This is a genomic window from Capnocytophaga granulosa ATCC 51502, from assembly GCF_000411115.1.
Lineage (GTDB): Bacteria > Bacteroidota > Bacteroidia > Flavobacteriales > Flavobacteriaceae > Capnocytophaga > Capnocytophaga granulosa.
The window spans coordinates 190,929-216,231 of record NZ_KE150253.1; the positions used below are offsets into that span (position 1 = coordinate 190,929).

The following is a 25,303-nucleotide window of genomic DNA, read 5'->3' on the forward strand; positions in this document are numbered from 1 at the left end:
AATGAAAAAAATAGGATTATTTTTCGGGGCAGGAGCCGAGATGGGATACGGATTGCCAAGTGGAGGTGAATTTGCTATAGATTTATTCAGGCAAGACCCTACAAAATACAAGAAAAAATTCAGAGTAGTCTTAAGCGAAATAAATAATACTTCTAGATATGCGACATATTGGTTGCCTGATTCTTATTTGAATAAGCCCATTTATGCTTTTGGAGAGAAAGATTTTATAAGTATTATACAATCATCTATTGAATATAGACAAGATAAAATTATAGAAAAGTTTAATGATTTTGACTCTTTATGTGAAAGAGCTATCGCAAAGTTAAATATAGATAAAAACTTTTTGAATAAAAAATTTGAAGAAATATCAGGTGGAGAAATAGGTAGTGTAATCTACAGCCAAAAAATAAAAATAAACCCATTGATTACAAATGATGTAAAACTCTTTAGCTCTTCTTATTATTCTGCAATGTTAGAAACAATTAGAACACAGGAAAACAAGGATGACCTCCAAAGATATTCTATTTCGTTTCTACAATTAATTGTTGGAGCACATGGATACAACTTGGTAAAAAAACTTAACGAAGAGTTATTTACTCAAACTCCTGATGACTTACCTATCTTTGATGATATCTTTGGGATGTTTAGTTTAGAATTTCATAAGGCAGGAGCTACAGCTCTTGAATTATTGTTAAGAGAGAAAAGAGTGTTTAACATAGATGAAGACGCAAGATTAGCAGAACTCTTATCTGCTATTAGTCAGGAAGTTTTAGAAAATATTTTTATTGATATCTTGGATTATCAAAAACTTATTGATAACCATTATCGTTATCTCTATTGCCCCAAAAAAGAATGGGCTAAGTTCACTAAAATGGTAGTATTTTTAGAAATAGCTAAAGACTATATTTCTCAAAATTTAGATAATATCAAAGCCAATCAGGAAGGTTATTACAACGACTTATTAAGTATTAATAATTTAAAAATTACTAGTATAGGTACTTCAAATTATAATAACATCATTGAAATTGTTTCACCCGAAATAGCTAAAGAGCAAAATATCATACATTTAAATGGAAGTGTAAAAGACTTGTATAATCCATATAAAAATAGTATCGAAAAAATTGGAACTAATTCAACATCTCAAGAAAAACAGATTCTCGTTCCTTTCCTACTTACACAAAGTGGAATAAAACCTCTTACATCTGTTGAAATGTCACGGAGATATGTAGATTTGTTTGATAGATTTAAAAATTCTGATGCTATCATTTCTATAGGCTTTGGTTTTAATCAAGATGATGGACATATTAATGGCTTATTCAGAGAGCTCATAGAAGTATATAATAAAAAACTGATCGTTATTGACGTTTCAGCAGACGAAAGCAAAACACAAAAAGAAATCAAGAAAAAATTAAGAGTTGGAACCAATGGAGGTAACATTATTGTTATTTCTATTGACAGAGATACAAGAAAGAGCAATGGCAAATTCTGGTATGAATTAGTAGCGGATTTAATTAAGTAATTAAAAACCAACATCTATGAATTATAAAGAAGAAATCATATCAAAGATACCTGCTTTGCAACTCCTAATAAATATGGGGTATCAATACTTATCGTCTGAAGAAGCTTTGGCTATGCGCGGTAATAAGTATAGTAATGTACTGCTGGAACCTATCCTCAAGGCGCAACTCGCCAAGATAAACCGTATTCACTACCGAGGGAAAGACTATGATTTTTCAGCGGAGAATATCCATGCGGCAGTGGCAGCTCTTAAAGAACTCCCCACTCAGGAGGGCTTTATGGCGGTAAGCCAACAAGTGTATGATCTGCTTACCCTTGGTAAATCCTTTGAGCAAACTATTGGAGGTAGCAAGAAAAGTTATTCTTTTCGGTATATAGATTGGGAAGTCCCAGAGAACAATGTCTTTCATGTAAGTGAAGAATTTCAGGTAACACGTACTGCCCGTAATGATTATTACCGACCTGATATTGTGCTCTTTATCAATGGTATTCCTATAGTAGTCATAGAGTGTAAAAGCAATGTGATAAAAAATCCTATCACAGAGGCTATTTCGCAGCACTTGCGCAACCAGAAAGACGATGGCATACGTGAGCTATACCAATATTCACAGCTACTGTTGGCCTTGTCAGTGAATGAAGCCCGTTATGCTACTACAGCAACCCCACTAAAATACTGGCAAGTATGGCGAGAACTCTTTGGTAGCCAAGAAGCGCAAGCACAAGTAATAGATCAACTGAAGGAGCTTAAAAATAAGCCTCTGCCTAGAGAGGAACAGGAGGCTCTTTTTGCAAAACACAACAAGGAAACTCAAGATTTTTTTCATCAAAGAGCACAGGAGGAGGTGCTACTTGTCGAGCAAGACCTTTTGCTTTATTACCTTTGTCGCAAAGACCGTTTGTTGCGCCTTATGCAGTACTATACTATTTTTGATAATCATATCAAGAAGATAGCTCGTTATCAACAGTTTTTTGCCGTGGAGGACACCTTAGCAAGGGTAAAGCATATAGAGAATGGTAAGCGTACAGGAGGGGTTATCTGGCATACTCAGGGGAGTGGTAAATCACTAACTATGGTTATGCTGGCACAACTTTTGGCTGTGGATAAGAACATTAAGCACCCTAAGTTGTTATTGGTAACGGATCGCACGGATCTTGATAAACAAATAAGTGAGACCTTCAAAAAATGTAACCTACCTGTGGTGAAAGCCTCTACAGGTACTAACCTTACAGAACTGCTAAGAGAACGTACAGATAGAGTGATTACTACGACTATTCACAAGTTTGAAACTGTAGTAAATCAATTAAAAAAAGTGCTTACCTCATCGGAGATATTTGTACTGATAGACGAAGCTCATCGTACCCAATATGGTAGGTTAGGAGTAAAAATGCAACAAGTATTCCCTAAGGCTTGCTTTATTGCTTTCACAGGTACCCCCTTGATGAAAAAAGAGAAAAACACAGCGGCTAAGTTCGGAGGTATTATTGGTACCCCCTATACGATTACCGATGCGGTAGCCGATGGAGCAATAGTACCGATCCTCTATGAAGGTAGACACAACCAATATGATCTGAATGAAAAACCCTTAGACAACTATTTTAATCGTGTCTCAGATCCTCTTAATGATTATGGCAAAGCACGCTTAAAACGCAAGGTAAACAGTATTGCCCAGCTCAATAATGCCGACCAGATTATTCAGGCGCGTGCTTGGGATATAGCAGAACACTTTAAAAACAATGTACAAAATGAAGGTTTTAAAGCAATGCTAGTAACCCTCAGTAAAACCGCAGCCATAAGATACCAATACTATCTGGAGAAAGAATGCAAACTTAATTGTGAGGTGCTGATTTCTGCCCCTGATATGAGAGAAAACAATGACGATCTCTTAGAAGAAGATGACTATAAAGTAGGCTCTTTTTACAAAGCTATGATGGACATCTATGGCTCTCCGCAAAAATATGAAGATAGCCTTATCAATGGATTTAGAGATCGAGAAGAGCCTGAATTATTGATTGTGGTAGATAAACTCCTCACAGGTTTTGATGCTCCTATCGTAAAGGTTATGTATCTGACCCGTGGTCTCAAAGAGCATACCCTTTTGCAAGCGATTGCACGTGTAAACCGTGTGAAAGAGGGTAAGGATTATGGACTTATAGTAGATTATTACGGTAACTTGGAAAATCTTGACAAAGCCATTGAAATGTACGGTTCTTGGGAAGACTTTGAGGCGGACGATCTCAAGGGAACTGTTACCAATGCTGCTAAAGAAATTGAAAAGCTGCCACAGTTACATTCGCAATTGTGGGATATTTTCAAAACCGTAAAAAATAAATACGACACCGAAGCATACGCTGAACTATTATCAGACAAAGAAAAAAGAGAAACATTTTATGAACGGTTTTCCCTTTTTGCACGTATGCTGAAGTTAGCCCTTTCGTTAGTGGGGTTTGATACGCCTGAGAATGCACCTACTATAGGAAGGTATCAAGAAGATTTGAAGTTCTTTCTCGCCTTGCGTACCGATGTAGCACGTCGTTATTTTGACACGATTGATTACACTGAATACGAAAAGCAAATAAAAAAACTGATTGATAAACACATCATTACCGATGGGGAATTTTTACAAATCACTGAAAAGATAGATTTGTTTGACAAAGAAGCGAGAGACAAAGCTTTAGAAGAAATTAAAGGGCATGCCTCCAAAGCCGACCATATTGCTTCGCGCACCGAGAAGGCTATCAGTATAAAGATGGATGAAGACCCTGTTTTTTATCAAAAACTCTCTACTCTCATCAGGCAAACCATTGAGGCATATAGGCAAAAACGTATAGATGAATTGGAGTATTTCAATAGGGTAAGAGATTATGAAAACCAGTTTTTTGAAGGAGCACAATCCGATTTGCCAGAGGCTTTAATAGGAAATAAAAAAGCTACTGCTTTCTACAATCTCTTAGGCGAACATCTCAAAACCCTTGACTCCTTGCCTAATACTACCCAAAAAGTAGAATGGGCTTTGCAGTTAGATTTGCTTATCAATCACATTATCTATGAAGAGGGCACTCCTATTGTAGATTGGCAACAAAATAGTTTGTTGGTAAAAGAAATAGAAAAAACTATAGACGATTTTTTCTATCAGCTGAAATATCAAGGCGTAGAAATTCCTTTTGATATAGTAGATGTTATTATAGAAGAAATCGTAAAAGTAAGTAAACAAATAGGATGATGAGTACCCACTATGAACTTTTTTATACTGATAGAAAAACCTTAGGTATAAAGGTCTATCCAGATACCTCGGTAAAAGTATTTGCCCCTATAGATACCCCTCTAGAGGTGATAGCACTTCATGTGGAAGCTAAAAGCAGATGGATCAAAAAACAGCAAGCGATCTTTGAGACCTATCTGCCCAAGCTCCCTCCTCGCCAATATGTAGGAGGGGAGACTTTTTTGTATTTAGGCAGGCAATATATGCTGAAAATAGAGGAATCCGAAGAAGAAGTGGTGATATTCTATCAAGGACGATTGGTAGTAAAAACTCTTAATCCCTCTTCAGAACAAGTAAAAGCGCTATTGCAAACATGGTATCGCACAAGAGCAAAGATTGTTTTGAGCCAACTTTTCTCGCAACAGTTTGTTTTATTCAATAGATTTCAGCTAGAAAAACCTACCTTAGTTATAAAACCTATGGAAAAGCGTTGGGGAAGTTGTACCACTGGGGGGAAAATTCTTCTAAATGTGGAGCTTATCAAAGCTCCTATATCTTGTATTACCTATGTAATATTACATGAACTCTGTCATTTGGTACATCATAATCATAGTGGAGCATTTTATAGTTTATTGGAATCCTTTATGCCAGATTGGCGGAGATGGAAGCAACTTTTGGAAACAATGAGTTAGTTTGGAGTATTTGCTTTTATAAATAAAATTACTTACTTTTGCAGGAAATAAAACGACCTATGCTATGTGGCAGGTGGAAAAGAAAAAAATATTAGGGCTTTTCTCAGTGGTGCGGGGGTATAATATCCTGATGCTGTGTGTGGCTCAATACCTAACAGCTATCTTTATTCTCTCAAGGGCACCTATAAAAAGGGTGTTGCTTGATGGACGGCTCTTTGCTATAGTGCTCTCTGGAGCTTTGGCAGTGGCAGGAGGCTATATTATCAATGCGTTCTATGACAAGGAAAAGGATATGATCAATAAGCCTACACGGGCGATGATAGAACGCTTGGTGGGACAAAATACGAAACTTACCCTCTACTTCGTGCTAAATTTCCTTTCGGTGATTGTGGCCAGCTATGTGTCTTTTGCAGCGGTGCTGTTCTTCTCTATCTATATCTTTATGATGTGGTTCTACTCGCATCGCTTGAAGAAAATGGTGCTGGTGGGCAATATCATCTCAGGGATACTCTCCATTATTCCTTTCTTTGCTATATTTGTGTATTATCATAATTTTCAGAAAGTTATATTTGTCCATGCGGCTTTTCTTTACTACTTGCTCTTGGCTAAGGACTTTGTGAAGGACTTACAGAATATCAAGGGAGATTTTGCCTTGGGTTACCACACCATAGCTACTGATTATGGGGAGCGAAGCTCTAAGCAACTGATTAGTTTGCTGGTAGGGCTAACGCTTCTGTGTGTGTATTTCTTGACCTCTTTTCCTGATACAGGGGCAATGAAGTACTATTTTATCTTGGCTGCCATCGTACTACTGGCGGTCTTTACCCCTATCCTATGGCGGAGCAAAACAGAGATACATTATGCCTTCCTCCATAACCTGCTCAAGGTGATTATCGTGGTCGGTGTATTCTGTATTGTGCTAGTAAGGAGATAGAGAAGAGTGAAAAGTGAATAGAGAAGAGTGAAAAGTACGAACTTAGACTAATCACTAACCACTAATCACTAACTACTAATGATTTCTTTTTCCTTTGAGGTACCAATAACCTTTGCTGGCGGCGAAGCCTAAGGCAAAGAGAGAGAGGAAGAAAAGGAATACCTTACCTAAGAGGACAAAATCGATGGGTTCACTCTTAGGGGCATAGATGATTTGGGCACTTGCAGTGGCAGTAAGGCCTAAGAGGATAATAAGAATGTTGACCATAAGGAGTACTTCCAAACGCAGATCTTTCTCTGGTAGTAGCGCAGCGATGCCCTTGGTACCCAGTAGCATAAAAGCGAATAGGGAAAGACAAGCATAGAGAGTTGTCTTGGCGAAGTCGGCTCCTGAGAAGAAGAAGAAGGCCTGTGCCAGCACATAGATAAGGCAGGGGAAGAGTAGTAGGCCTGGGAAAGCCAAAAGGATATGTTGTGCCTTGCTACGGCGGTTTTGGTAGTAATCCCTTAGAGCGACAAAGGCAAAGAGCAGTCCTATGGCTGATTCTATGGTAATTAGTACAGCCATGTCGCTTAGTATCTTAGGGGAGGCGAGCCACTGGCTGAGGGTCGTTTGGGATTGTTCGGAGGCAAAGTCGTAACTACCCCAAAGGAAGGCCACTAGTACGCCTGCCCATAGGGCTATCTGCCACAACCTCCAGAAGCTGAGCTTGAGGAGGGTGCTAAAAAAGATGAAGATAATCAGTAAAGAAATCAGCATAACTTATTGTAAATAGGCATGGGGTTCGCCCTCAAAACTCACCTCAATATGTTCTTGTAGAGAGGTGGAGAGGGAAAGTCCTTTGAAATCGGCCTTGATAGGGAATTTCTTATGGTTACGGTTCACTAGCACAGCGGTTTTGAGTTGCTTGAGGGGCACCTCAAGGAAGTGCTTAACCCCATAGATAAGGGTGGCTCCACTGCTAAGGACGTCATCTACCAAGACGACGGACTGGTTGGTGTATTCCTCCACGGGTAGGGAGGTGGTTACAGGGGCTAAGACATTGGTTTTGTTGACCTTAACGCTGCACAATATCACAGGGATAGGGCAGATACGGCTTAGCTCCTCATGTAGCTTTTCGGCAAAGATGTATCCGTTGCGTTCTATGCCCGCAAGGATGATCTTTTCTTGGTGTATATTAGCCTCATAGATTTGGTAGGCTATACGACGGATCTTGTGAGCGATTTGCTCGGAGGTAAGAATGGTAGTCAATTGTTAATTATTAATGGTTAATTGTTAATTATTAATAGAGGCAAATAGCCTTACCTATTCTACTTGTGTAGAGATTCCCCCAATGAGAAATTCTTCAAGTTCGCGGCGGTCTTTTTTGGTGGGTCGGCCTTCGCCTTTTTGTCGGTAATATTCTTGGGCTTGTTGTTGGGCTTTGGCCTGCTCAAAGGCTTCTTCGGGGGTGTTATCAGTACAATAGAGACCGACGAGCTTAGCACCTACACGGGATTCAGGAAGGTCATTAACCTGGATCTCATAGGTGATTTGGTCTTTTTTGATCTGTACCTTATCCTGAGGGAAGACCTCCTTGGAGGCTTTGGCTACCTCCCCGTTGATACGTATATGACCTTTCTTACAGGCTTCAGTGGCGATGTTGCGCGTTTTGTAATAGCGTACGCACCAAAGGTATTTGTCGATTCGCATAACTTAAGTGAATAGTGAATAGAGAACAGAGAAAATTAAAGTAAAAATTTCATGCAAAAATACGAGATTTTTTTGTAACTTGCACCCAAATTAAAGTATTTATTTTTCTAATGATAAAAAAGAGTATTCTATTGATGTCGTTTGCCTTATTAGGCTTGTATTCATGTAAGAAAAGTGAGGATAATGGAGAGAAGATTCGTGAGATGACCGAGGTAATTCCAGAAAATGATCAGGCTATACAGGCCTACCTTAAGAGCCATTATTGCGAACTAGACAGTGATGGGAACATCGTTCTAGGGGCTGTGGGGAGCACAGGCAAGACTTCTATTTGGGATAGAGCAGACCTTAAGCGCAAAGAACTAAGGGTGCTAGACCAGCACAACAACTATATTACCAACACTATGTATTATGTGATATTGCGCGAGGGCAATGGACAGCAGGCTACAGTAGCTGATCACTCTTTTGTGCTCTATAAGGCTGAATCGCTTGATGGAAAGGTGTATGACGATGGAACCCTCTTTACCTATGACAATTGGATGGACTTGCTTGGAAGAGAAGCGAGTGCTTACAGAGGAGGTACAGTTATGGGCTTTCGTGAGGCTGTAGCGATGTTAAAGGCTTCGACTTCTGCAATAACAGAGCAGAGCAATGGTAAGCTGGTGGCTCCTACCGATGGAGGAGTAGGGGTGTTCTTTATGCCTTCGGGTATTACCTACTATACAGGTACTTCCAATATTCCAGCCTATACTCCCTTGATATTTGAAATAAATCTCTTAAAGACAGAGCGTTACGACCACGATGGTGATGGTATTCCGTCCATTAATGAGATACAACATCATCAGGATGGTACCATTACCTTCCCTGACTGTAATGGAAATGGAAGAGTGGATTACTTGGATGCAAACCCTTGTCAGTGACTAATGACTAATGTGACTAATGACTAATAAAAAATGAAAAAATTTATCCCTAATCTCATCACGCTGCTGAATCTCTCTTGTGGGATAGTAGCCTTAAGGTTTGCCATGGATCAGGCCTTTGATATGGCCTTGTTATGGTTTTTCTTAGGGATTGTCTTTGATTTCTTTGATGGCTTTGCAGCCCGCTGGCTGAAGGTTACCTCGCCCTTAGGCTTGCAGTTGGATTCCTTGGCCGATATGGTTACTTCAGGCTTGGTACCAGGGCAGGTGATGTATTCGCTCATCAGTTTTGGGACAGCTCCTTACGGAGATGCAGTACATCTTTTTCTACCCTTTGCAGGTTATTTGGTAACCTTGGCTTCGGCCTATCGCTTGGCACGATTTAACATAGACACACGTCAGCATGATTCCTTTATCGGGCTTCCTACTCCTGCCAATGCGCTTTTTATTCTTACGGTAGGGTATATGGTACAGAAGGCGCAGTATATCAGTGCGCTACCGCTATGGGTAGCACTACTTATTACGCTGGTGAGTTGTTATCTGCTCAATAGCAATCTGCCCCTTTTCTCGCTCAAGTTCAAGGATTTTTCGCTCAAGAAGAATGCTATTAAGTATATTTTCTTACTACTTAGCTTAGTGTTATTGCTTTGTTTTCAAATAAATGCGTTTGCTCTTATCATTTTGGCATACATCTTGCTATCTATAGGGAGTAACCTTTTTAAAAACAAAGATAAAAATGAAACAATTTAGCTTATTATTAGGTCTGTTATTAGTCCAAATGACTTTTGCACAGCGGGCAGGAACAGCAGGGAAGTTTTTGCGCAATGAGGCCAGTGCCTCTGATATCAATTCAGTGCGCATTGAGGTAGATATAGATGGAAACAGAAATAAACGACCTGACTTGCAGCAATATAGGACAGCACCAGGGCAGTACCAATGGAATCCCGCCCCTTATGGCTATTCGGAGGTGTTTTTGCGTATTGCGGATAGTGGTTTTTTCACAGTAACACTTGGTGACCAGCAGATTAGCGGGCCAACAGGTAAGTTTCGCTTCTTCGATGTACGTTCGGGGGCAGTGCCTATGTCCATCTATCTCAATGGCTTCTTAATCTATCGTACTACTATAACAGCCCAGCAGAATAGTCGTACCGTATTGGATTACTTTGTACAATATGGTCTCTATGAATTAGCACTCTATCCTATTGACAAACAATGGTATGGGGGCGAATGGAATGATATATGGAACAATCCCTATCAAGCGGGCAGTCACCTATCTGTTGCCCCACATGTGCCTGTGATGCCAGAGGAGGTATTTGCTAATTTTTATAATTCGTATAGAAAACTCAACTTTGACAAAGAGCGTATTGCCTTTATCAACCAACAGCGCAATACAGCCTATACTTGTGCGCAGATCAAGCAGTTGTTACGAGCTCTTGACTTTGAAAACAACAAAGTAGATATGGGCAAATACCTCTATGACCTATGTGCAGATAAAGGGAATTTCTTCACTATATATGATATCTTTACCTTTGACAGCTATAAGAGACAACTAATGGAATATGTCTCTAATAAGTGAAAAAGTTAAGAGTGAAGAATGAAAAGTGAAGAGTAGAATAACTCAAAATTTAAAATTCAGAACTCAAAACTAATAATATGGTGATTACCGATATAAATCAGTTAGATGTAAATGGGACTTATACCTATGCGGATTACCTACTTTGGCGATTCAAAGAGCAGGTAGAGTTGTTACGTGGTAAGCTCTTTAAGATGTCTCCCGCTCCGAGAGAGATACATCAGCGGGTACTTAACGAAATCAACTTTGAGTTGATGTCTTTTTTCAGAAACAAGACTTGTAGGGTGTATCCTGCGCCTTTTGATGTACGTATACCTGCCAAAGGGGCAAAAGGAATGACAGACAACCAAATATATACCATAGTACAACCCGACTTATGTGTGGTTTGTGATTTGGAAAAGATAGACGGAAGGGGCTGTGTAGGGGCACCAGACTTGGTAGTGGAGATTCTCTCACCCTCCAACTCTCGCAAAGACCTCAAGGATAAATACGAAATCTACCAAGAGGCAGGCGTACCCGAATACTGGATTGTAGATGCAGATGATAAGGCTATCTATCGCTATGTCTTGGAAGGGGATACCTATATAGGGTTGCCTCCTGTCTCCGAGGGAGATGTCTTTAGTTCAAGGAAATTCCCCGAAATGAAAATAGATACGAAACTTATATTTAAAGAGTGACTAATGACTAGTGACTAATCACTAATCACTAATCACTAACCACTAATCACTCATTGTATTTAACAAACTATTAACGTGGTGTAAAGGGTAAATAACAAATAAAATTTTTAAATTTGCCCCCTTGAAAGAAGTATGCACTGTATAACGAAATAACTTATTGAAAACCAGCTCTTGGAGGGAAACTTTTAGAGGGCTGGGCTTTGTTATGTAGTGTGTATTTACCTAAATGGCTGCAATGCAAGCCATTACCATTAACCATTTATATTATAATAGATGCTTACGAACCAACCTGCCAGAATTAATTTTGCTTCCACTAAGCATGTGCCTGACTATCCTGACTTTTTGGATATCCAAATAAAGTCGTTTCAGGACTTTTTCCAGATGGAGACCAAGTCGGATGCACGAAGCAATGAAGGGCTGTACAGTACCTTCAAGGAGAATTTTCCTATTACCGACACACGGAATCAGTTTGTCCTTGAGTTCCTTGACTACTTCATAGATCCGCCTCGCTATTCGGTAGAGGAGTGTATACAGCGTGGTCTTACCTATAGCGTACCGCTAAAGGCACGCCTAAAGCTTTTCTGTACAGATCCTGAACATGAGGACTTTGAGACCATAGTGCAGGATGTATATTTGGGAACTATTCCTTATATGACCACCAGTGGTACCTTTGTGATCAATGGAGCAGAGCGTGTGATCGTTTCTCAACTACACCGCTCTCCAGGGGTATTCTTTGGGCAATCCTACCATGCGAACGGGACTAAGCTCTATTCAGCGCGTATTATCCCCTTCAAAGGTTCATGGATAGAGTTCACCACGGACATCAACAATGTGATGTACGCCTATATAGACCGTAAGAAAAAACTTCCTGTAACCACCCTTTTCCGTGCAATTGGTTTTGAGCGCGATAAGGATATCTTGGAGATATTTGATTTGGCAGAAGAGGTAAAAGTCTCTAAGACAGGACTTAAGAAATATTTGGGTCGCCGCTTGGCAGCTCGTGTGCTCAACACTTGGCATGAGGACTTCGTAGATGAGGACACAGGAGAAGTGGTATCCATAGAACGTAACGAAATAATCCTTGACCGTGATACGGTTTTGGAAAAAGAACATATAGATGAGATTGTAGAAGCGAATGTAAAGACCATCCTCCTACACAAGGAAGATGAGCATACAGCTGATTACAATATCATCCACAACACTTTGCAGAAGGACCCTACCAACTCCGAAAAGGAAGCAGTGGAACACATCTATCGCCAATTGCGTAATGCGGAACCACCCGATGAGGAGACCGCTCGCGATATCATAGATAAGCTTTTCTTCTCCGACCAGCGTTACAACTTGGGCGATGTAGGGCGTTACCGTATGAACAAGAAATTGTCCTTGGATATACCTATGGAAAAACAGGTACTTACCAAGGAAGATATCATTACAATTGTAAAATACCTTATAGAGCTGATTAACTCTAAAGCGGAGGTAGATGATATAGACCACTTGTCCAATCGTAGGGTACGTACAGTAGGGGAGCAGCTTTCAGCACAGTTTGGCGTGGGACTTTCTCGTATGGCACGTACCATACGTGAGCGTATGAATGTACGTGATAATGAGGTATTTACTCCGCTGGATTTGATCAATGCAAAGACACTTTCTTCAGTGATTAACTCCTTCTTTGGAACCAGCCAGCTGTCCCAATTCATGGACCAGACCAATCCGCTAGCCGAAATCACGCACAAGCGTAGGTTATCAGCCCTTGGGCCTGGAGGTCTATCGAGAGAGCGTGCAGGCTTTGAGGTACGTGACGTACACTATACCCACTATGGTCGTCTTTGTCCTATTGAGACTCCAGAAGGGCCAAACATCGGGCTTATCTCCTCATTGGCCGTATATGCGAAAGTCAATTCTATGGGATTCATAGAAACTCCTTACCGCAAGGTAGAAAACGGAAAGATAAAGCTCAATGAGCTTATCTATATGAGTGCAGAAGAAGAGGAAGGACTTAAGATTCCTCAGGCCAATATCCATGTAGATGATCAAGGAAATATCCTTGATGAGCGCTTGGTTGTAAAAGAAGACGGGGATTTCCCTGTTGTCTCTCGCGAAGAAGTAGATTATATAGACGTGGCTCCAAACCAGATTGCCTCTATTTCGGCTTCGCTAATTCCTTTCTTGGAACACGATGACGCGAACCGTGCGCTGATGGGTTCCAACATGATGCGCCAGGCAGTACCACTTTTGCGCCCTGAAGCACCTATCGTAGGTACAGGTTTGGAACAACGTGTGGCTACCGACTCCCGTGTGCTTATGAATGCTGAAAGAGAAGGTACAGTAGAGTATGTAGATGCCAATAAGATCGTTATCCGCTACGATAGAACCGAAGACGAAATCTTGGTTTCTTTTGATAGTGAGCTGACCACTTATGACCTAATCAAGTTCCGCCGTACTAACCAAGGTACTTGTATCAACCTAAAACCGATTGTTCGCAAGGGAGATAGGGTGAAAAAGGGACAGGTACTCTGTGAGGGGTATGCTACCCAAAATGGAGAATTGGCCTTGGGTCGCAATATGAAAGTAGCCTTTATGCCATGGAAGGGATATAACTTTGAGGATGCAATTGTAATTTCCGAACGTGTGATTCGTGAAGATATTTTCACTTCTATCCATATAGACGAATATACCCTTGATGTACGTGATACTAAGCTTGGGGTTGAGGAGCTTACCAATGATATTCCTAACGTATCAGAAGATGCTACCAAAGACCTTGATGAAAATGGTATAGTACGTATTGGGGCTAATATCAAGCCAGGGGATATCCTCATCGGTAAGGTAACCCCTAAGGGAGAGAGTGATCCTACACCAGAAGAAAAGCTACTTCGTGCGATCTTCGGGGATAAGGCAGGAGACGTAAAAGATGCCTCTTTAAAAGCCTCTCCATCACTAGAAGGGGTAGTTATCGGCAAGAAACTTTTTGCTCGTGCGGTGAAAACCAAACAAAAACGCAGCAAGGAGAAGGACGAAGCCGCTGCCCTTGATGCTGCTTTCGTGGCTAAGGCAGAAGAGCTTAAAGACCGCTTACTAGAGAAACTCTTCTACTTGGTCAATGGTAAAACTTCCCAAGGGGTATTCAATGACCTAGGGGAAGAAATCATACCAAAGGGAAGAAAACATACCCAAAAGGGACTCAAAGAGATAGAAGACTATACACACCTTGTATCAGGAGGTTGGACAACGGATGATCATACCAATGAACTGATCAATGACCTTATCCACAACTATAAGATTAAGCTCAATGACCTACAAGGAATGCTCCGACGTGAGAAATTTACCCTATCGGTAGGGGACGAACTTCCAGCAGGTATCATGAAATTGGCCAAGATATACATCGCCAAGAAGCGTAAGCTCAAGGTAGGGGATAAGATGGCAGGACGTCACGGAAATAAGGGTATCGTAGCTCGTATCGTACGTGATGAAGATATGCCTTTCTTGGAAGACGGAACACCGGTAGATATCGTACTTAACCCACTTGGGGTGCCTTCGCGTATGAACATTGGGCAGATATATGAAACCGTACTTGGTTGGGCAGGGCAGAAACTCGGCTTGAAGTTTGCCACTCCTATCTTTGACGGGGCCTCTTTGGAACAAATCACCGAATATACAGAGAAAGCAGGAGTACCTGCCTTTGGACATACTTACCTATATGATGGAGGTACAGGAGAGCGTTTTGACCAGAAAGCGACCGTTGGGGTGATCTATATGATTAAGCTCGGCCACATGATCGATGATAAGATGCACGCACGTTCCATAGGACCATACTCACTTATCACACAACAGCCATTGGGTGGTAAAGCACAGTTTGGTGGTCAGCGTTTTGGAGAGATGGAGGTATGGGCATTGGAGGCTTATGGAGCTTCTAGCACCTTGCGTGAAATCTTGACTGTGAAGTCCGATGACGTAATCGGTCGTGCACGCACCTATGAGGCCATCGTTCATGGTGATACCATGCCAGAACCAGGCTTGCCAGAGTCCTTCAATGTGCTCATGCACGAGCTTAAAGGATTGGGCTTGGATATAAGATTAGAAGACTAAGATAGGGCAGATAGCCATTTGCCCCTACAGAAATTCCAAACTACTGAGCATTCAATAGTTTGGAATTTTCTTTTAAACCAAAAATAAGAAAATATGAGATATATATGGATATTTGTCGTATTGTGCTTTTTGGGCAATGAAATACAAGCACAAGAGGTGGTGCAAGATACCATAATACATAGTGAAATAGTCCAAGATACCATAGTCCGTGGCGAGATGATGCGAGATACATTGCCACAGGGGCATATCCCTATCCCTATCCGTCGCCCCTATATACGCCCTTGGTCACTGCTCATTCCTGCGGCACTTATTGCCAGAGGTGCCTTGTCTATAGATTCGCGTTTTGACCACAAATTGCAGCACTATGTAACCAATAATGTAAAAGGGAAGTTACGGATAGATGACCACTTGCAATATTTGCCTATAGCGGGGGTATTTGCTTTGCCCAATTTGGGTATGGAGCCCGCACACAACCTCAAGGAGCGTGTGCTCATTGGGGCGACGGCTTATGCAATGACAGCTGTTTTTGTCAATTCTATGAAATATACCATAAGGCAACTCAGGCCTGATAATAGCACTCGTAATTCATTTCCTTCGGGGCATACCGCTACAGTCTTTACAGGAGTGGAGATGCTCTACCAAGAGTATAAGCACAGCCAGCCTTGGGTCGGGATTACGGGCTATGTGGTGGCCACAGGGGTAGGGCTATTGCGCATCTATAACAATCGGCACTGGGCATCGGATGTGGTGGCGGGTGCGGGTATTGGCATTCTCTCCACGAAACTCTCCTATTTGCTTTTTCCCTATACCTCCAAGCTCTTACAAAGTAAAAAAGAGAGGATAGCGGGTGAGGCTTCCTCTCTGCATGTGCTGGCTTTCCCTACCTACGATGCTAAAACACAAGGTGTAGGGATGGGGGTAGTCGTTTCTTTTTAATTCTTTAAGGCGTCCAAATTTCCTTGAGCTTTGAGCAGACTAATCTCTGCTAATTTGTAAGAAAGTAGCGCATTGGTATAGCTGTTTTTAGCATCGGAAAGGGCACGTTCGGACTCCAATAGGTCGGTAAGGGAAGCTAGCCCTTGCTGGTAATTATTTTGAGTATTGGAGAGTACTTCTTGGGCGAGCTTCACGTTTTCTTCTTGGGTTTGTATCGTTAGCAAGTTGTTAGCCAATTGGGTTTGTGCGTTTTCTTGAGCCAAGTCCATAGCCAAGCGTGTATCCTTGAGGGTAGCATCAATAGCCTCTATCTCTATCAAGGCCTGTTGCACTTTGGCTTTGGTGCCAAATCCAGAGAAAATGGGTATATTAAGCCCGAGGCTAATGGCTGAGTAATTAGACCAATATACCTTGTCTTTCTTTCCATAGATCAAGGGGGTTTTAGGTCCCATACCGAGGTAGCCATAAGTGGCTTGTAGGGCAAGGGAAGGATATAATCCACTTCGGGTAGCCTTGGCACTTAGTGTGAGGAGTTCCTTTTGTTTTTCGAGTGCTTTTATCTCCGTACGGTTGGAAGCATCTCCTTTCTCAAAAGCCAAGCGATAATCTGCTTTGAAAGCATCTTTGGGCAGAGAAATAGGCTCAGTGATAGGCAATCCCATGAGATATTTGAGCGCATGCTTAGCTAGTGTGAGTCCGCTGGAGGCTTGTTGCTCTGCGGATCTGAGGTTGTTAAGTGCTACTGTAATGCGGTCAAGGTCTATTTTCTTGGCCAATCCTGCTTTGAAAGAACCTTCTACTACTTGGGCTGTTTTTTCAGTTAGGGCAAGGTTTTCCTGTATATTTTGCAAGGCCTGTTGTGCTTGGTAGACTTTCCAATAAGCCTGAGCTACTTTCTCAATGATTTCGTTTTGGGTGAGTTGTTCGTTGATGAGGTAGAACTCTCGGGTAGTACGTGCAGCCCTAAGTCCTATGAATACTGCCTGATTGAAGACTACTTGGGTGAGCTTAAGCTCCGCAGAGGAACCCCATTTTTGACCCATTTCCATTTTTATAGGCTCGTCGGACACAGGCATACCAGGGGGAGCGAAGGTGCTAGCATCTATATAAGTAGCCTGCAATTTAGGATTGTAGCTCATACCAGCAGAGGCAGCGAGACGAGGTAAGGCATTGGCACGAGCCTCTTGGATTTTGTATTCACTTTTTTTGATTTCTAAGCGTGCTTTTTGGGCATCAGCCTTGCTCTTGAGGGCATAATCAATAGCCTGAGCGAGGGTGAGTTCGCTGCTCTGCTGTGCCCAAAGAGCAGTAGTGGCGCAAAGAGCGAGTATTGAGATAAAAATACGAACCATTTTTTTTAATTGTTAATTGTCAATTGTTAATTATTAATTCTTACAACGTTTAAGGATTATAAGGTTTTAAGTTTGATAGTTGCTGCTATCTGACCACTAATGACTGATTACTAACCACTAATTACTGATCAGTGACTCTTTATTTTTTTGAGTGTTTTTTCGAGTTCTTGGAGGCCTTTTTCATTGACAATGATTCTAAAGAAATATTCCATAAGGGTATATATGGTATCCCAAAAAGGGAATTCTTTGTCATCAAAAGTATCACTGAAAGTACGCAGGCGCTGTACACTACTGTAAAAGAGCTTGAAAAAAGAAACATTGATGTCTTTTCTGAAAAGGCCTTCTTCCCAGCCTTTTTCAAGCAATTTGTCAATGAAGCAAGCATCGGACTTGGTAAATTCTATCTCCATACGCTCATAGGTCTTAGGGAAATATTTCTTGAGTTCCCAGATAGGTTTGGTACTACTGAGGTTAAACAGATTTTGTACTTCTTTCTGATTGCGAAATACATTTTCAATAACAGACCCTTTACCAGAGACGAATTTATCTACTTGGTGGCAGCTCATTTCCAAGGCATAGTCCAAAGCAGCCTCTACCAGTTCGTTTTTGGAGGAGAACTGCTCATAAAGGGTTTTCTTGGAGATACCAAGGCTATTGGCCAAGTCGTCCATAGTAAAGCTCTTAAAGCCATACTGCATGAAATAGGTGAGTGCTTTTTGAGTGATAGAATGCTTCATCTTTTTAAGTGAATAGTGAGAAATGAACAGTGAAAAGTACTTGCAAATGCACTATCACTATTTACTTTTCTTTTTTTACTTAATTCGGGGGCAAAGGTAAAACAAAAAAACTTAATAAACAAAAAAAGTTTCCAAGTTTTTTAAATAGTGACAAATGACAAATGACAAATGACGAGTGACCACTAGCCCCCGACCACTGAAATCAGTTTTTTGAATTCGGGGTTGTACTTGACTTCGTTGCGGTATTGTTGTAAGAGCCTATATACGGAGGGGGCGGAGCGTTGTAATACATTGGCGATTTGCTCTACGGAGAAGCCCTCTTGGCTAGCCAAAGCCGCCAAAAGCAGTCGGGTATAGACCCACTTGGCAGCACGCTTTTGAAGGACAATCTCCTCAAGGGAGAGTCCCGTGGCCTTGTGTACCTGCGTGAGTATACGCGTCAGTGCAGCAGCATCGGGGAGCCGCTTCTTCTTGGTATAAGGGGCATTGTAGGTGAGCCTACCCCCTAAGGCCAACATAGAGGCATAGAGATTTTCTAATAATAGCTTGTCGCCCGTAAGGAGGACTTCTTCAGGTAGAGAAATGAGAAACATCTGTTTAATTGTTAATTATCAATTGTTAATTGTAAACAACTATTTTTGAGTTGCAAAATTACAACAATAAAACAGAAAAGTCAAGAGATTTAACGTGAGTTCGATATAACGAAAGCTCCCACAGATTTTCACGGATTTCACAGATTTTCTATGTTTGTGTAATTGTGCTGTTGCGATTTACACAGATTTTTATAAGGCCAAAGGCCTTATTTATCCGTGGAAATTAAGGAGTTATACTTAGTTGTTGTATCATTCTCTCCGTGAAAATCCGTGGAATCTGTGGGAGATAAATATAATTTTGCTTACGTCGAACTCGCGTTAAATATGATTGACTATAACAGTGATTAGTGGTTAGAAGTTGGTAGGCAGAAAAAAAGACTATCTTGAGAAAATTTTCTCAAGATAGTCTTTTAGTTACGAGGAAGTAACTTAGAACTAAAAACTCAAAACTTATTAAAATTTCGCGGAGAATAGTTTAGGATTGATGTTAAGGCTGCACCATAGCCAATCCTGTTGTTTGCGTACGTTTCTAAGACTACGTAACGATTTGTAACTATCTGAAGGGATAAATAGTGAGTAGCCTGCTTGTAGAGATACATATTGCTGTATCTTATGGGTATAAACTAAATCGCCTTCTACACCTAAGTGGCGAGTTTTGTTGTCTTCGCTACCGAGTATTTTACCCGCAGAGCGGAAATAGTGTCCAGTAGCGGAGAGGCTTCCCTTATCGGAGGTCTTGAGGTTAAGGTTCAAGTAAGGGTTCAAAAGACCTACACTTGGGCTATAGCTTACGTAGAAGTGATCCATGAAGCCATAGAACTTATGGTTGGTACCAGAGAAAGGATTGAAAGCCTTGTCTTTGTTAGAGCTGCTATTGGTATCATTCCCACTAAGGTAGTCAAGACCGAGGGTAGCGGAGAAGGCAGGAGTAAATTGGTAACCTACTAGAGCGGCCAATAGGAATGCTTCTTTGTCCTTACCTGCTGCATTTTTACCAGTTTGTAGGTATCCTTCAGCACCATAGCGTAGCGCATCGGACTTACCGCGGTAGTGGAAACCGATAGTTTGCATGTTGTAATCATTATCATCAACAAGGTCGTTGCGCTGTCCGAGGTTGGCTACTAGGACAGACACGCCTTGGGTAGGGGTGATGTTGTAATGGGCATGCACTGCTTCTAAGTGTTGGTAAGGCTGACCTCCTGGGGCGAAGAACTGTCCTTTAGGATTATTGACGTTTCCATTGAGCTTGTCTTTAGCATTTCCATCAAAATAGTTTTGGTTAAAGGCAAAGAAAGAACGAAGGGAGAGTTTGTCGTTTTTCCAGTTGATGTTGATAGCGTCGTGTGCACGTCCAGCAGGGTGCCAATCAAGAGAACCGAAGATACGGTCTTCGTCAAGAACAATCATCTGTCGGCCTATCTTGGCATTGATATCCTTGTAGATAGGTAAGGCAGCGTAGGCCTCAAAGATAGAGAGTCCTCCAGTACGATCATTGAGTTGTACTTGAGGCGCTTGTCCCCAGATGTTGACATTCTGGAAAGAGAGGAAAAGCTGCAATTGGTCACCATGACGATAGTCAAAGTTGATTCGCGTACGGTTATTGACCAAGATGGCAGGTTTTTCTCCCTCTTGTAGAGGAACATAAGCTCCGTTTCGGTATTCGAAACGAGGGCGGAGCTGGGCAGAGAGCGTAAAGGTGTTCTCTGGAGTTTCTTCCTCTTGAGCTTGTACTACAGAGGGAAGTGCTGCCAAGAATAAGGCAGATAAGATGACTTTTTTCATGTGTTTTATTTATTATTAACAGTTGTTAGTGTTCAGGGCTCAGTTGTTAGTCACTAGTTGCAAATCACTTTTTAGAGAGCGTAAAATCAAGCATTTTAAGCGGTGCTTGCTCTGGATCATTGTTGTTCTCCTTGAAGGCGATTTGCTCAGAGGAGACATACCCCTTAGCAGTTGCCTGTAGTAGGTAGCTCTGTTTCACGTCTAGGACGACCATATAAGTGCCATATTGGTCACAAGAGTAGGTGTTTTCCTGACCTGTGGTGAGATTCTTTAGCAAGATAATCGCCTCTGGGATAATTGTATGTGTCTTGGCATCAATCACAGTGCCTGACACCTTATAGGTCTGTTGCTGGGATACGCTTAGTAGCGGCTGCGTTGTTTTGTTGGGCAACACAGCGGCTGCATAGCAGGCAAGGCTGCATAAAAACAAGGCTATTATATAGCTGATAGATGAATTTTTCATAACACGTAATTTATTATTATTTCGCTCAAAAGTACAAAAAAAATTAGAAAAGATAGAGATGAAATATGCCAATTGTGTTTTGTTTAACAATTAACACCTTTAAACATAAATAAAATATAAATACTTAACACAGTTTTTTATTGTATAAATTATTACTTCTCGTAGGAGAAATGCTTGACTTTGGGTTCAAAAATGTTGTACTTTTGCAACGTCAAACAAACAAAAAGAAATAATGTCAAACATCATGAATCAAGAAGAAATTCTCGGATTGCTTACTGAAAAATTTCCCCAAGTAAACCCTGCACATCTCACTCCCTTGGCCACTTCCTTAGCGGCACAGAACCCCGATAGTCATCAGGGGCAGGCACTGGTAGCCAAGCTAACATTGGAGCAGATTAAGGACTTTGTCCCTCAGGAAGCACTCAACACAGAAGCCTTTGCTCATCTAGCATCAGCGGCACTGACACCCTCTTTGGAACAGCTCATACAGGAGCGCGTAGCGCGAGAGGTAGAGACCCTTGAGCAGCGCCTAAGCAAGTTCGAAACTACGCAGCGCCAACAGCAGCGTTACAGTCAGCTACAGGAGGTGCTCAGTGGCTGCGAAGACCAGGGGTTCCGCCAGCAGAGCCTTAGGGACTTTAAGCGAATGCAGTTTGCCTCGGCAGATGATTTTGCTCAGTATTTACAACAAAAACAACAAGATGTACAACAAACCAACCAGCTGTTGGCCAATCGCAATCTTTATTTACAACACCCTCCTCATTATGCTAAGGATCCCCAACAAACAGGCGTGTCCTCCTCCGTGGCTACCTTTATCCAATTACAACAAGGAGAAAGTATAGCCTTTAAGGGAAAAGAAGTCTAACAGATAGTGACAAGTGACAAGTGACTAATGACTAATGACAAGTGACAAGTGACTAATGACAAGTGACAAATCATTAACTTAAGTTTCGCAAGCTCTGTAATCAACAGATTCTCAAAACATCCCCCCTACCCCCCCTCAAGGGGGGAGTTAGTAAGTGATAGAGGTTCAATAAGTTATAAAAGGGAAATTTTCTAATTTAATAAACAAATTAGACCATTTCAACGCCCTTAAAGCTCCCCCTTTGGAGGGGGGTTGGGGGGAGGTTTTTACAAATAATTGTTTATCAGTTACTTGCAATTTCAATAGCAACCTAAAAACAACTTGCGAAACTTAAATCATTAAAAATTAACAATTAACAATTAAAAAAATGATTCATATCACACCAGCAGTTCCGACATCGGGACTCTTTATGCACACATTGGCTGACCTCACAGGCGGCGTAACTATAGCTTCTAATTTCTTGGGTGGGGCTTACCTATATGCAGGGACACCCATAGGCAAGGGAAGCGACGGCTGTTATGAGGTGGAGAAAATCGCCTATACGCTCTATGTAACCCCTACGGCGTCCAAGGAGTTGAAGGTGGCCAAGGGGCACCACTTTTTGGCAGGAGACTATATAGCGGCAGATATAGCTGATGGACAGCGGATTGCTGCTGTTAATAAGGAACATGCCGAGTATGATACCCTGACCTTGGAACAGGCCTTTGCAGTGGATATTCCTAAGGATACGCCCCTTTTTGCCAGCGAAGGTCATAACAAAATCCCTAAGGTAGCACCCGTGGCCTTGATTGCTCATACGACACTTGTCCCTCGCGAAGGCGATCTGTACTGCGCCGCTTGGCTCATAGGGGTAGTCAAGGAAGAGCGTTCCCAACCCATAGCCAAAACACTCAGAGAACAACTCAAGCTGATAAGCTTTATTTAGTGACTAGTGACAAGTGACTAATGACAAGAGACTCAAAACTCAAAACTCAAAACTTATATGATAAATTCTTCTCTTATGGTGGGTCTTAATCAGGCCGACTTGCAAGCTGTTGTAAATAGTTACAACCTCGAACAGTATTATTATCCTACTTTGTTTCCTCTTAGGGAAACCTCAACGCTCTCTTGGCGTATGCTGGAGGCACAATCGGGTCTTAGGGTGGCGGCCGATATAGTGGCACGTGGGGCATCGGTGCCTGCCAAGGTACGTAAGAACTTGGCCAAGCTCCAAGGGGATATTCCTAAGCTCTCCATAGCACGGGAGAAAAACGAGGACGAGCTTACCGAATATGACTTGATGGTAGCCATGTCGGCTCAAAACCCCGATATGCTCTCCTTGGTGCAGTTCTGGGCAGATGATACCAAATATTGCTGGCATGGAATCGCCGCCCGTGCCGAATGGATTGCCTTGCGACAAATCTCCTTGGGGAAATTTTCCTTGGATCAAGAAAACAACTTTTCTGTTGTCAGCCAATATGAGATGGACTACCAAATTCCTAAGGAACAGAAGATAGGGGTAGAGGCCTCTTACAACGGTACAGCAGGTAAACCCCTAACCAAGGACTTACCTAGGGCGATACGCTTGGGACAACAAAAGCATGGGGTGAGCTATAAGTATGCTTTTATGAATGTGGATACCTTCCTCAAATTGGCCTCCCAAGAGGAAGTAGGCAAGCGCTGTCTGCCCTATGCCGTAGGGGCGTCCCCTGCCGATGCACCTGACCTTAGTACAGTCAATGCTTATTTGGCTAAGCATGCCGAAACCTATCGTGGGCTACAGATCATCGTGATAGACCAAGAAATCACTTTGCAGGCGGCCTCTGGAGAACACAAGACCCAGAATCCTTTTGAAGATGATGTAATTCTCTTCTCCGAGAGTAAGGTCTTGGGCAACACCTATTGGAAAACGCCTATAGATATGAAGATGCCTTCCTCCAATGCGCTCAGGGCACTTCATGGGCATACCCTCATTAAAAAGTATTCCCAAGAATCACCCGTGAAGGAAATCACCGAAGGGGTTGCTAACCTCTTTCCAGCGTGGAACTTGGCTGCACGCTCTCTGCTTATGCAGGTAAATAATACGACTTGGAATAAAAACTAATATAATGACAAGTGACTAATGACAAGTGACTAACGACTAATCACTAACAACTAACAACTAAACTAATGACTAATCTAGAATACTTGACCCAGAGCCTATCTCCTATGGGGATAGAGCCACAGACCATAGAGTTGCTCCTGAAGAAGGGGCAACTCTCCCCCGCGGGGGACTTGGAGATAGTGCGCTGTGATAGGGCGATCTATCGTTATTTTTCGCTTATACTTGCCTCTACCTCTTATAAGCGTACCGAAGGTGCTTTCTCACAGAGCTGGGACTTGCAGGCCATAGAGGCTTACTACACTGCCCTATGCTACGAACTGGGAGAGAAAAATGTGCTCTTCCCTTCCCACGCGCCCAAACTAAGAAGTAGAGCAGAAATATGGTAACATGAAGTATCCCCATTATCTTTTTGTGATGACCACAACAGCCTCGCAGCGGCGTGCTGATGGTACTTGGACGGAGACGACCATGGTGCCTGTGCTTCTTTGTCGCTGTAGAGAGGAGGTCAATAGCAAGGGGCAGGAAGTACCCTTGGCCAATAGCCTCTATCACCATGTCCAAAAGGGCAATGCTTCGTTTCACCGATTTGCCTCGGTTATCTACTTTCCCCAAGGGGTAGCGCGTCTGCCCGTGGGTGCACAAATACTTGTGAGCGATGACCCCGAAGGCAAAGAGGTGCGACTTATGGGCAGTGTCCAAAAGTGCGACATCGGACAATTCCATTCCCGATTGTGGGTGTAATAAACAAAGACTTAATACATAACTGAATATGCTAACCTTTGATGTAGAAACCCATTTGTATCAGCTACTTACCCAATATGATATCAAAAACCGTTTGGGACTTACTGGAGATATCTACTTAGGCAATGATCGTCCACAGGATTCCTATAAGGAAGATATTGTCCTGCAATGCCTTGAGTGTCAGTTTTCCAAAGATAGGGAACCGACCGTACAGGAGCGAGCCACTACGGGTGTGGCGCAAATCCTTGTCTATGTGCCCGATGTATACGTGTATAAGGGTGTACAGGGCACCCAGTATATCTCGGCTCGGTATCGCCTGCGGTTTATCGCCTCGGAGGTCATCACAGCCATTCGTGCCTCTTGGCAAGGCGCCAAGCCGCACCTGATGATCCTCAAGCAAAGCCTTACGCCACTACCCGAAATACACCAACATGTAGCGACAATTGTAGTGGGAATTTAAAAAAG

Annotated in this window: 24 protein-coding genes; 16 read left to right on the top strand and 8 right to left on the bottom strand. The window is 42.1% G+C overall.

What is annotated here, in order from left to right; translation table 11 throughout:
* Nucleotide 1 precedes the first annotated feature (1 nt).
* The 4 genes from HMPREF9331_RS05850 to HMPREF9331_RS05865 all read left to right on the top strand — a co-directional run bounded on the left by HMPREF9331_RS05850 (nt 2) and on the right by HMPREF9331_RS05865 (nt 6,344).
* On the top strand, nt 2-1,519 hold the full coding sequence (locus HMPREF9331_RS05850; RefSeq protein WP_016420094.1) for a hypothetical protein: 1,518 nt from the start codon (nt 2-4) through the stop codon (nt 1,517-1,519).
* 16 nt (nt 1,520-1,535) lie between these two features.
* Nucleotides 1,536-4,739 carry a type I restriction endonuclease subunit R gene (locus tag HMPREF9331_RS05855; RefSeq protein ID WP_016420095.1) on the top strand — a complete coding sequence of 1,068 codons (3,204 nt, stop codon included), beginning with the start codon at nt 1,536-1,538 and terminating at the stop codon, nt 4,737-4,739.
* On the top strand, nt 4,739-5,410 hold the full coding sequence (locus HMPREF9331_RS05860; RefSeq protein WP_016420096.1) for a M48 family metallopeptidase: 672 nt from the start codon (nt 4,739-4,741) through the stop codon (nt 5,408-5,410). Before HMPREF9331_RS05855 ends, HMPREF9331_RS05860 begins: the two co-directional genes overlap by 1 nt.
* Before the next feature lie 64 nt (nt 5,411-5,474).
* On the top strand, nt 5,475-6,344 hold the full coding sequence (locus HMPREF9331_RS05865; protein ID WP_009640635.1) for a geranylgeranylglycerol-phosphate geranylgeranyltransferase: 870 nt from the start codon (nt 5,475-5,477) through the stop codon (nt 6,342-6,344).
* Nucleotides 6,345-6,419: 75 nt separating this feature from the next.
* Here the strand turns inward: HMPREF9331_RS05865 and HMPREF9331_RS05870 are convergent, their stop codons facing one another.
* Genes HMPREF9331_RS05870 through HMPREF9331_RS05880 form a run of 3 tightly spaced genes read right to left on the bottom strand, consistent with a single transcriptional unit; the run spans nt 6,420 to nt 8,036 of the window.
* Nucleotides 6,420-7,103 (bottom strand): hypothetical protein, encoded by a 684-nt coding sequence (locus HMPREF9331_RS05870; protein WP_016420097.1) that lies wholly within the window; start codon nt 7,101-7,103, stop codon nt 6,420-6,422.
* 3 nt (nt 7,104-7,106) lie between these two features.
* Nucleotides 7,107-7,595, bottom strand: a complete 489-nt coding sequence (locus HMPREF9331_RS05875) for a phosphoribosyltransferase family protein (RefSeq protein WP_016420098.1) — start codon at nt 7,593-7,595, stop codon at nt 7,107-7,109.
* 54 nt (nt 7,596-7,649) lie between these two features.
* Entirely contained in the window at nt 7,650-8,036 is a 387-nt protein-coding gene (locus HMPREF9331_RS05880) for an RNA-binding S4 domain-containing protein (protein ID WP_009640591.1), read from the bottom strand.
* Nucleotides 8,037-8,146: 110 nt separating this feature from the next.
* Between HMPREF9331_RS05880 and HMPREF9331_RS05885 the strand changes: the two genes are divergently transcribed.
* The 6 genes from HMPREF9331_RS05885 (at nt 8,147) to HMPREF9331_RS05910 (ending at nt 16,222) form a co-directional block, all read left to right on the top strand.
* On the top strand, nt 8,147-8,953 hold the full coding sequence (locus tag HMPREF9331_RS05885; protein ID WP_040357133.1) for an FKBP-type peptidyl-prolyl cis-trans isomerase: 807 nt from the start codon (nt 8,147-8,149) through the stop codon (nt 8,951-8,953).
* 33 nt (nt 8,954-8,986) lie between these two features.
* Entirely contained in the window at nt 8,987-9,703 is a 717-nt protein-coding gene (locus HMPREF9331_RS05890; protein WP_009640592.1) for a CDP-alcohol phosphatidyltransferase family protein, read from the top strand.
* Complete coding sequence (locus HMPREF9331_RS05895; protein ID WP_016420100.1) at nt 9,690-10,529, top strand: proline and serine-rich protein 1 family protein; 840 nt, start codon at nt 9,690-9,692, stop codon at nt 10,527-10,529. The genes HMPREF9331_RS05890 and HMPREF9331_RS05895 overlap by 14 nt, the downstream gene beginning before the upstream one ends.
* Nucleotides 10,530-10,606: 77 nt before the next feature.
* Complete coding sequence (locus tag HMPREF9331_RS05900; RefSeq protein ID WP_016420101.1) at nt 10,607-11,203, top strand: Uma2 family endonuclease; 597 nt, start codon at nt 10,607-10,609, stop codon at nt 11,201-11,203.
* 273 nt (nt 11,204-11,476) lie between these two features.
* Nucleotides 11,477-15,286: a DNA-directed RNA polymerase subunit beta gene (rpoB, locus tag HMPREF9331_RS05905; protein WP_009640538.1), complete on the top strand. Its 3,810-nt coding sequence runs from the start codon at nt 11,477-11,479 to the stop codon at nt 15,284-15,286.
* 93 nt (nt 15,287-15,379) lie between these two features.
* Nucleotides 15,380-16,222, top strand: a complete 843-nt coding sequence (locus HMPREF9331_RS05910) for a phosphatase PAP2 family protein (protein ID WP_016420102.1) — start codon at nt 15,380-15,382, stop codon at nt 16,220-16,222.
* Here the strand turns inward: HMPREF9331_RS05910 and HMPREF9331_RS05915 are convergent.
* From HMPREF9331_RS05915 to HMPREF9331_RS05935, 5 genes are all read right to left on the bottom strand, one after another.
* Nucleotides 16,219-17,574: a TolC family protein gene (locus HMPREF9331_RS05915; protein WP_016420103.1), complete on the bottom strand. Its 1,356-nt coding sequence runs from the start codon at nt 17,572-17,574 to the stop codon at nt 16,219-16,221. The genes HMPREF9331_RS05910 and HMPREF9331_RS05915 overlap by 4 nt on opposite strands.
* 128 nt (nt 17,575-17,702) lie before the next feature.
* Entirely contained in the window at nt 17,703-18,311 is a 609-nt protein-coding gene (locus tag HMPREF9331_RS05920) for a TetR/AcrR family transcriptional regulator (protein WP_016420104.1), read from the bottom strand.
* Nucleotides 18,312-18,493: 182 nt separating this feature from the next.
* Complete coding sequence (locus tag HMPREF9331_RS05925; protein WP_016420105.1) at nt 18,494-18,904, bottom strand: helix-turn-helix domain-containing protein; 411 nt, start codon at nt 18,902-18,904, stop codon at nt 18,494-18,496.
* 453 nt (nt 18,905-19,357) lie between these two features.
* Nucleotides 19,358-20,686 (bottom strand): alginate export family protein, encoded by a 1,329-nt coding sequence (locus HMPREF9331_RS05930; RefSeq protein ID WP_016420106.1) that lies wholly within the window; start codon nt 20,684-20,686, stop codon nt 19,358-19,360.
* Nucleotides 20,687-20,750: 64 nt separating this feature from the next.
* Nucleotides 20,751-21,149 (bottom strand): carboxypeptidase-like regulatory domain-containing protein, encoded by a 399-nt coding sequence (locus tag HMPREF9331_RS05935; protein WP_016420107.1) that lies wholly within the window; start codon nt 21,147-21,149, stop codon nt 20,751-20,753.
* A 244-nt stretch (nt 21,150-21,393) separates the two neighbouring features.
* On the opposite strand from HMPREF9331_RS05935, the gene HMPREF9331_RS05940 reads away from it, so the two are divergent.
* The 6 genes from HMPREF9331_RS05940 to HMPREF9331_RS05965 all read left to right on the top strand — a co-directional run bounded on the left by HMPREF9331_RS05940 (nt 21,394) and on the right by HMPREF9331_RS05965 (nt 25,298).
* Nucleotides 21,394-22,014: a hypothetical protein gene (locus HMPREF9331_RS05940; RefSeq protein ID WP_016420108.1), complete on the top strand. Its 621-nt coding sequence runs from the start codon at nt 21,394-21,396 to the stop codon at nt 22,012-22,014.
* Between the two features lie 367 nt (nt 22,015-22,381).
* On the top strand, nt 22,382-22,939 hold the full coding sequence (locus HMPREF9331_RS05945; RefSeq protein ID WP_016420109.1) for a hypothetical protein: 558 nt from the start codon (nt 22,382-22,384) through the stop codon (nt 22,937-22,939).
* A gap of 57 nt (nt 22,940-22,996) precedes the next feature.
* On the top strand, nt 22,997-24,097 hold the full coding sequence (locus HMPREF9331_RS05950; RefSeq protein WP_232211946.1) for a major capsid protein: 1,101 nt from the start codon (nt 22,997-22,999) through the stop codon (nt 24,095-24,097).
* Nucleotides 24,098-24,162: 65 nt separating this feature from the next.
* A complete protein-coding gene (locus HMPREF9331_RS05955; RefSeq protein WP_016420110.1) occupies nt 24,163-24,483 on the top strand; it encodes a DUF6706 family protein in 321 nt (106 codons plus the stop codon).
* Between the two features lies 1 nt (nt 24,484).
* Nucleotides 24,485-24,838 carry a hypothetical protein gene (locus HMPREF9331_RS05960; protein WP_009640585.1) on the top strand — a complete coding sequence of 118 codons (354 nt, stop codon included), beginning with the start codon at nt 24,485-24,487 and terminating at the stop codon, nt 24,836-24,838.
* Between the two features lie 28 nt (nt 24,839-24,866).
* Nucleotides 24,867-25,298, top strand: coding sequence for a hypothetical protein (locus tag HMPREF9331_RS05965; RefSeq protein ID WP_009640545.1), 432 nt, complete (start codon nt 24,867-24,869; stop codon nt 25,296-25,298).
* Nucleotides 25,299-25,303: the final 5 nt, after the last annotated feature.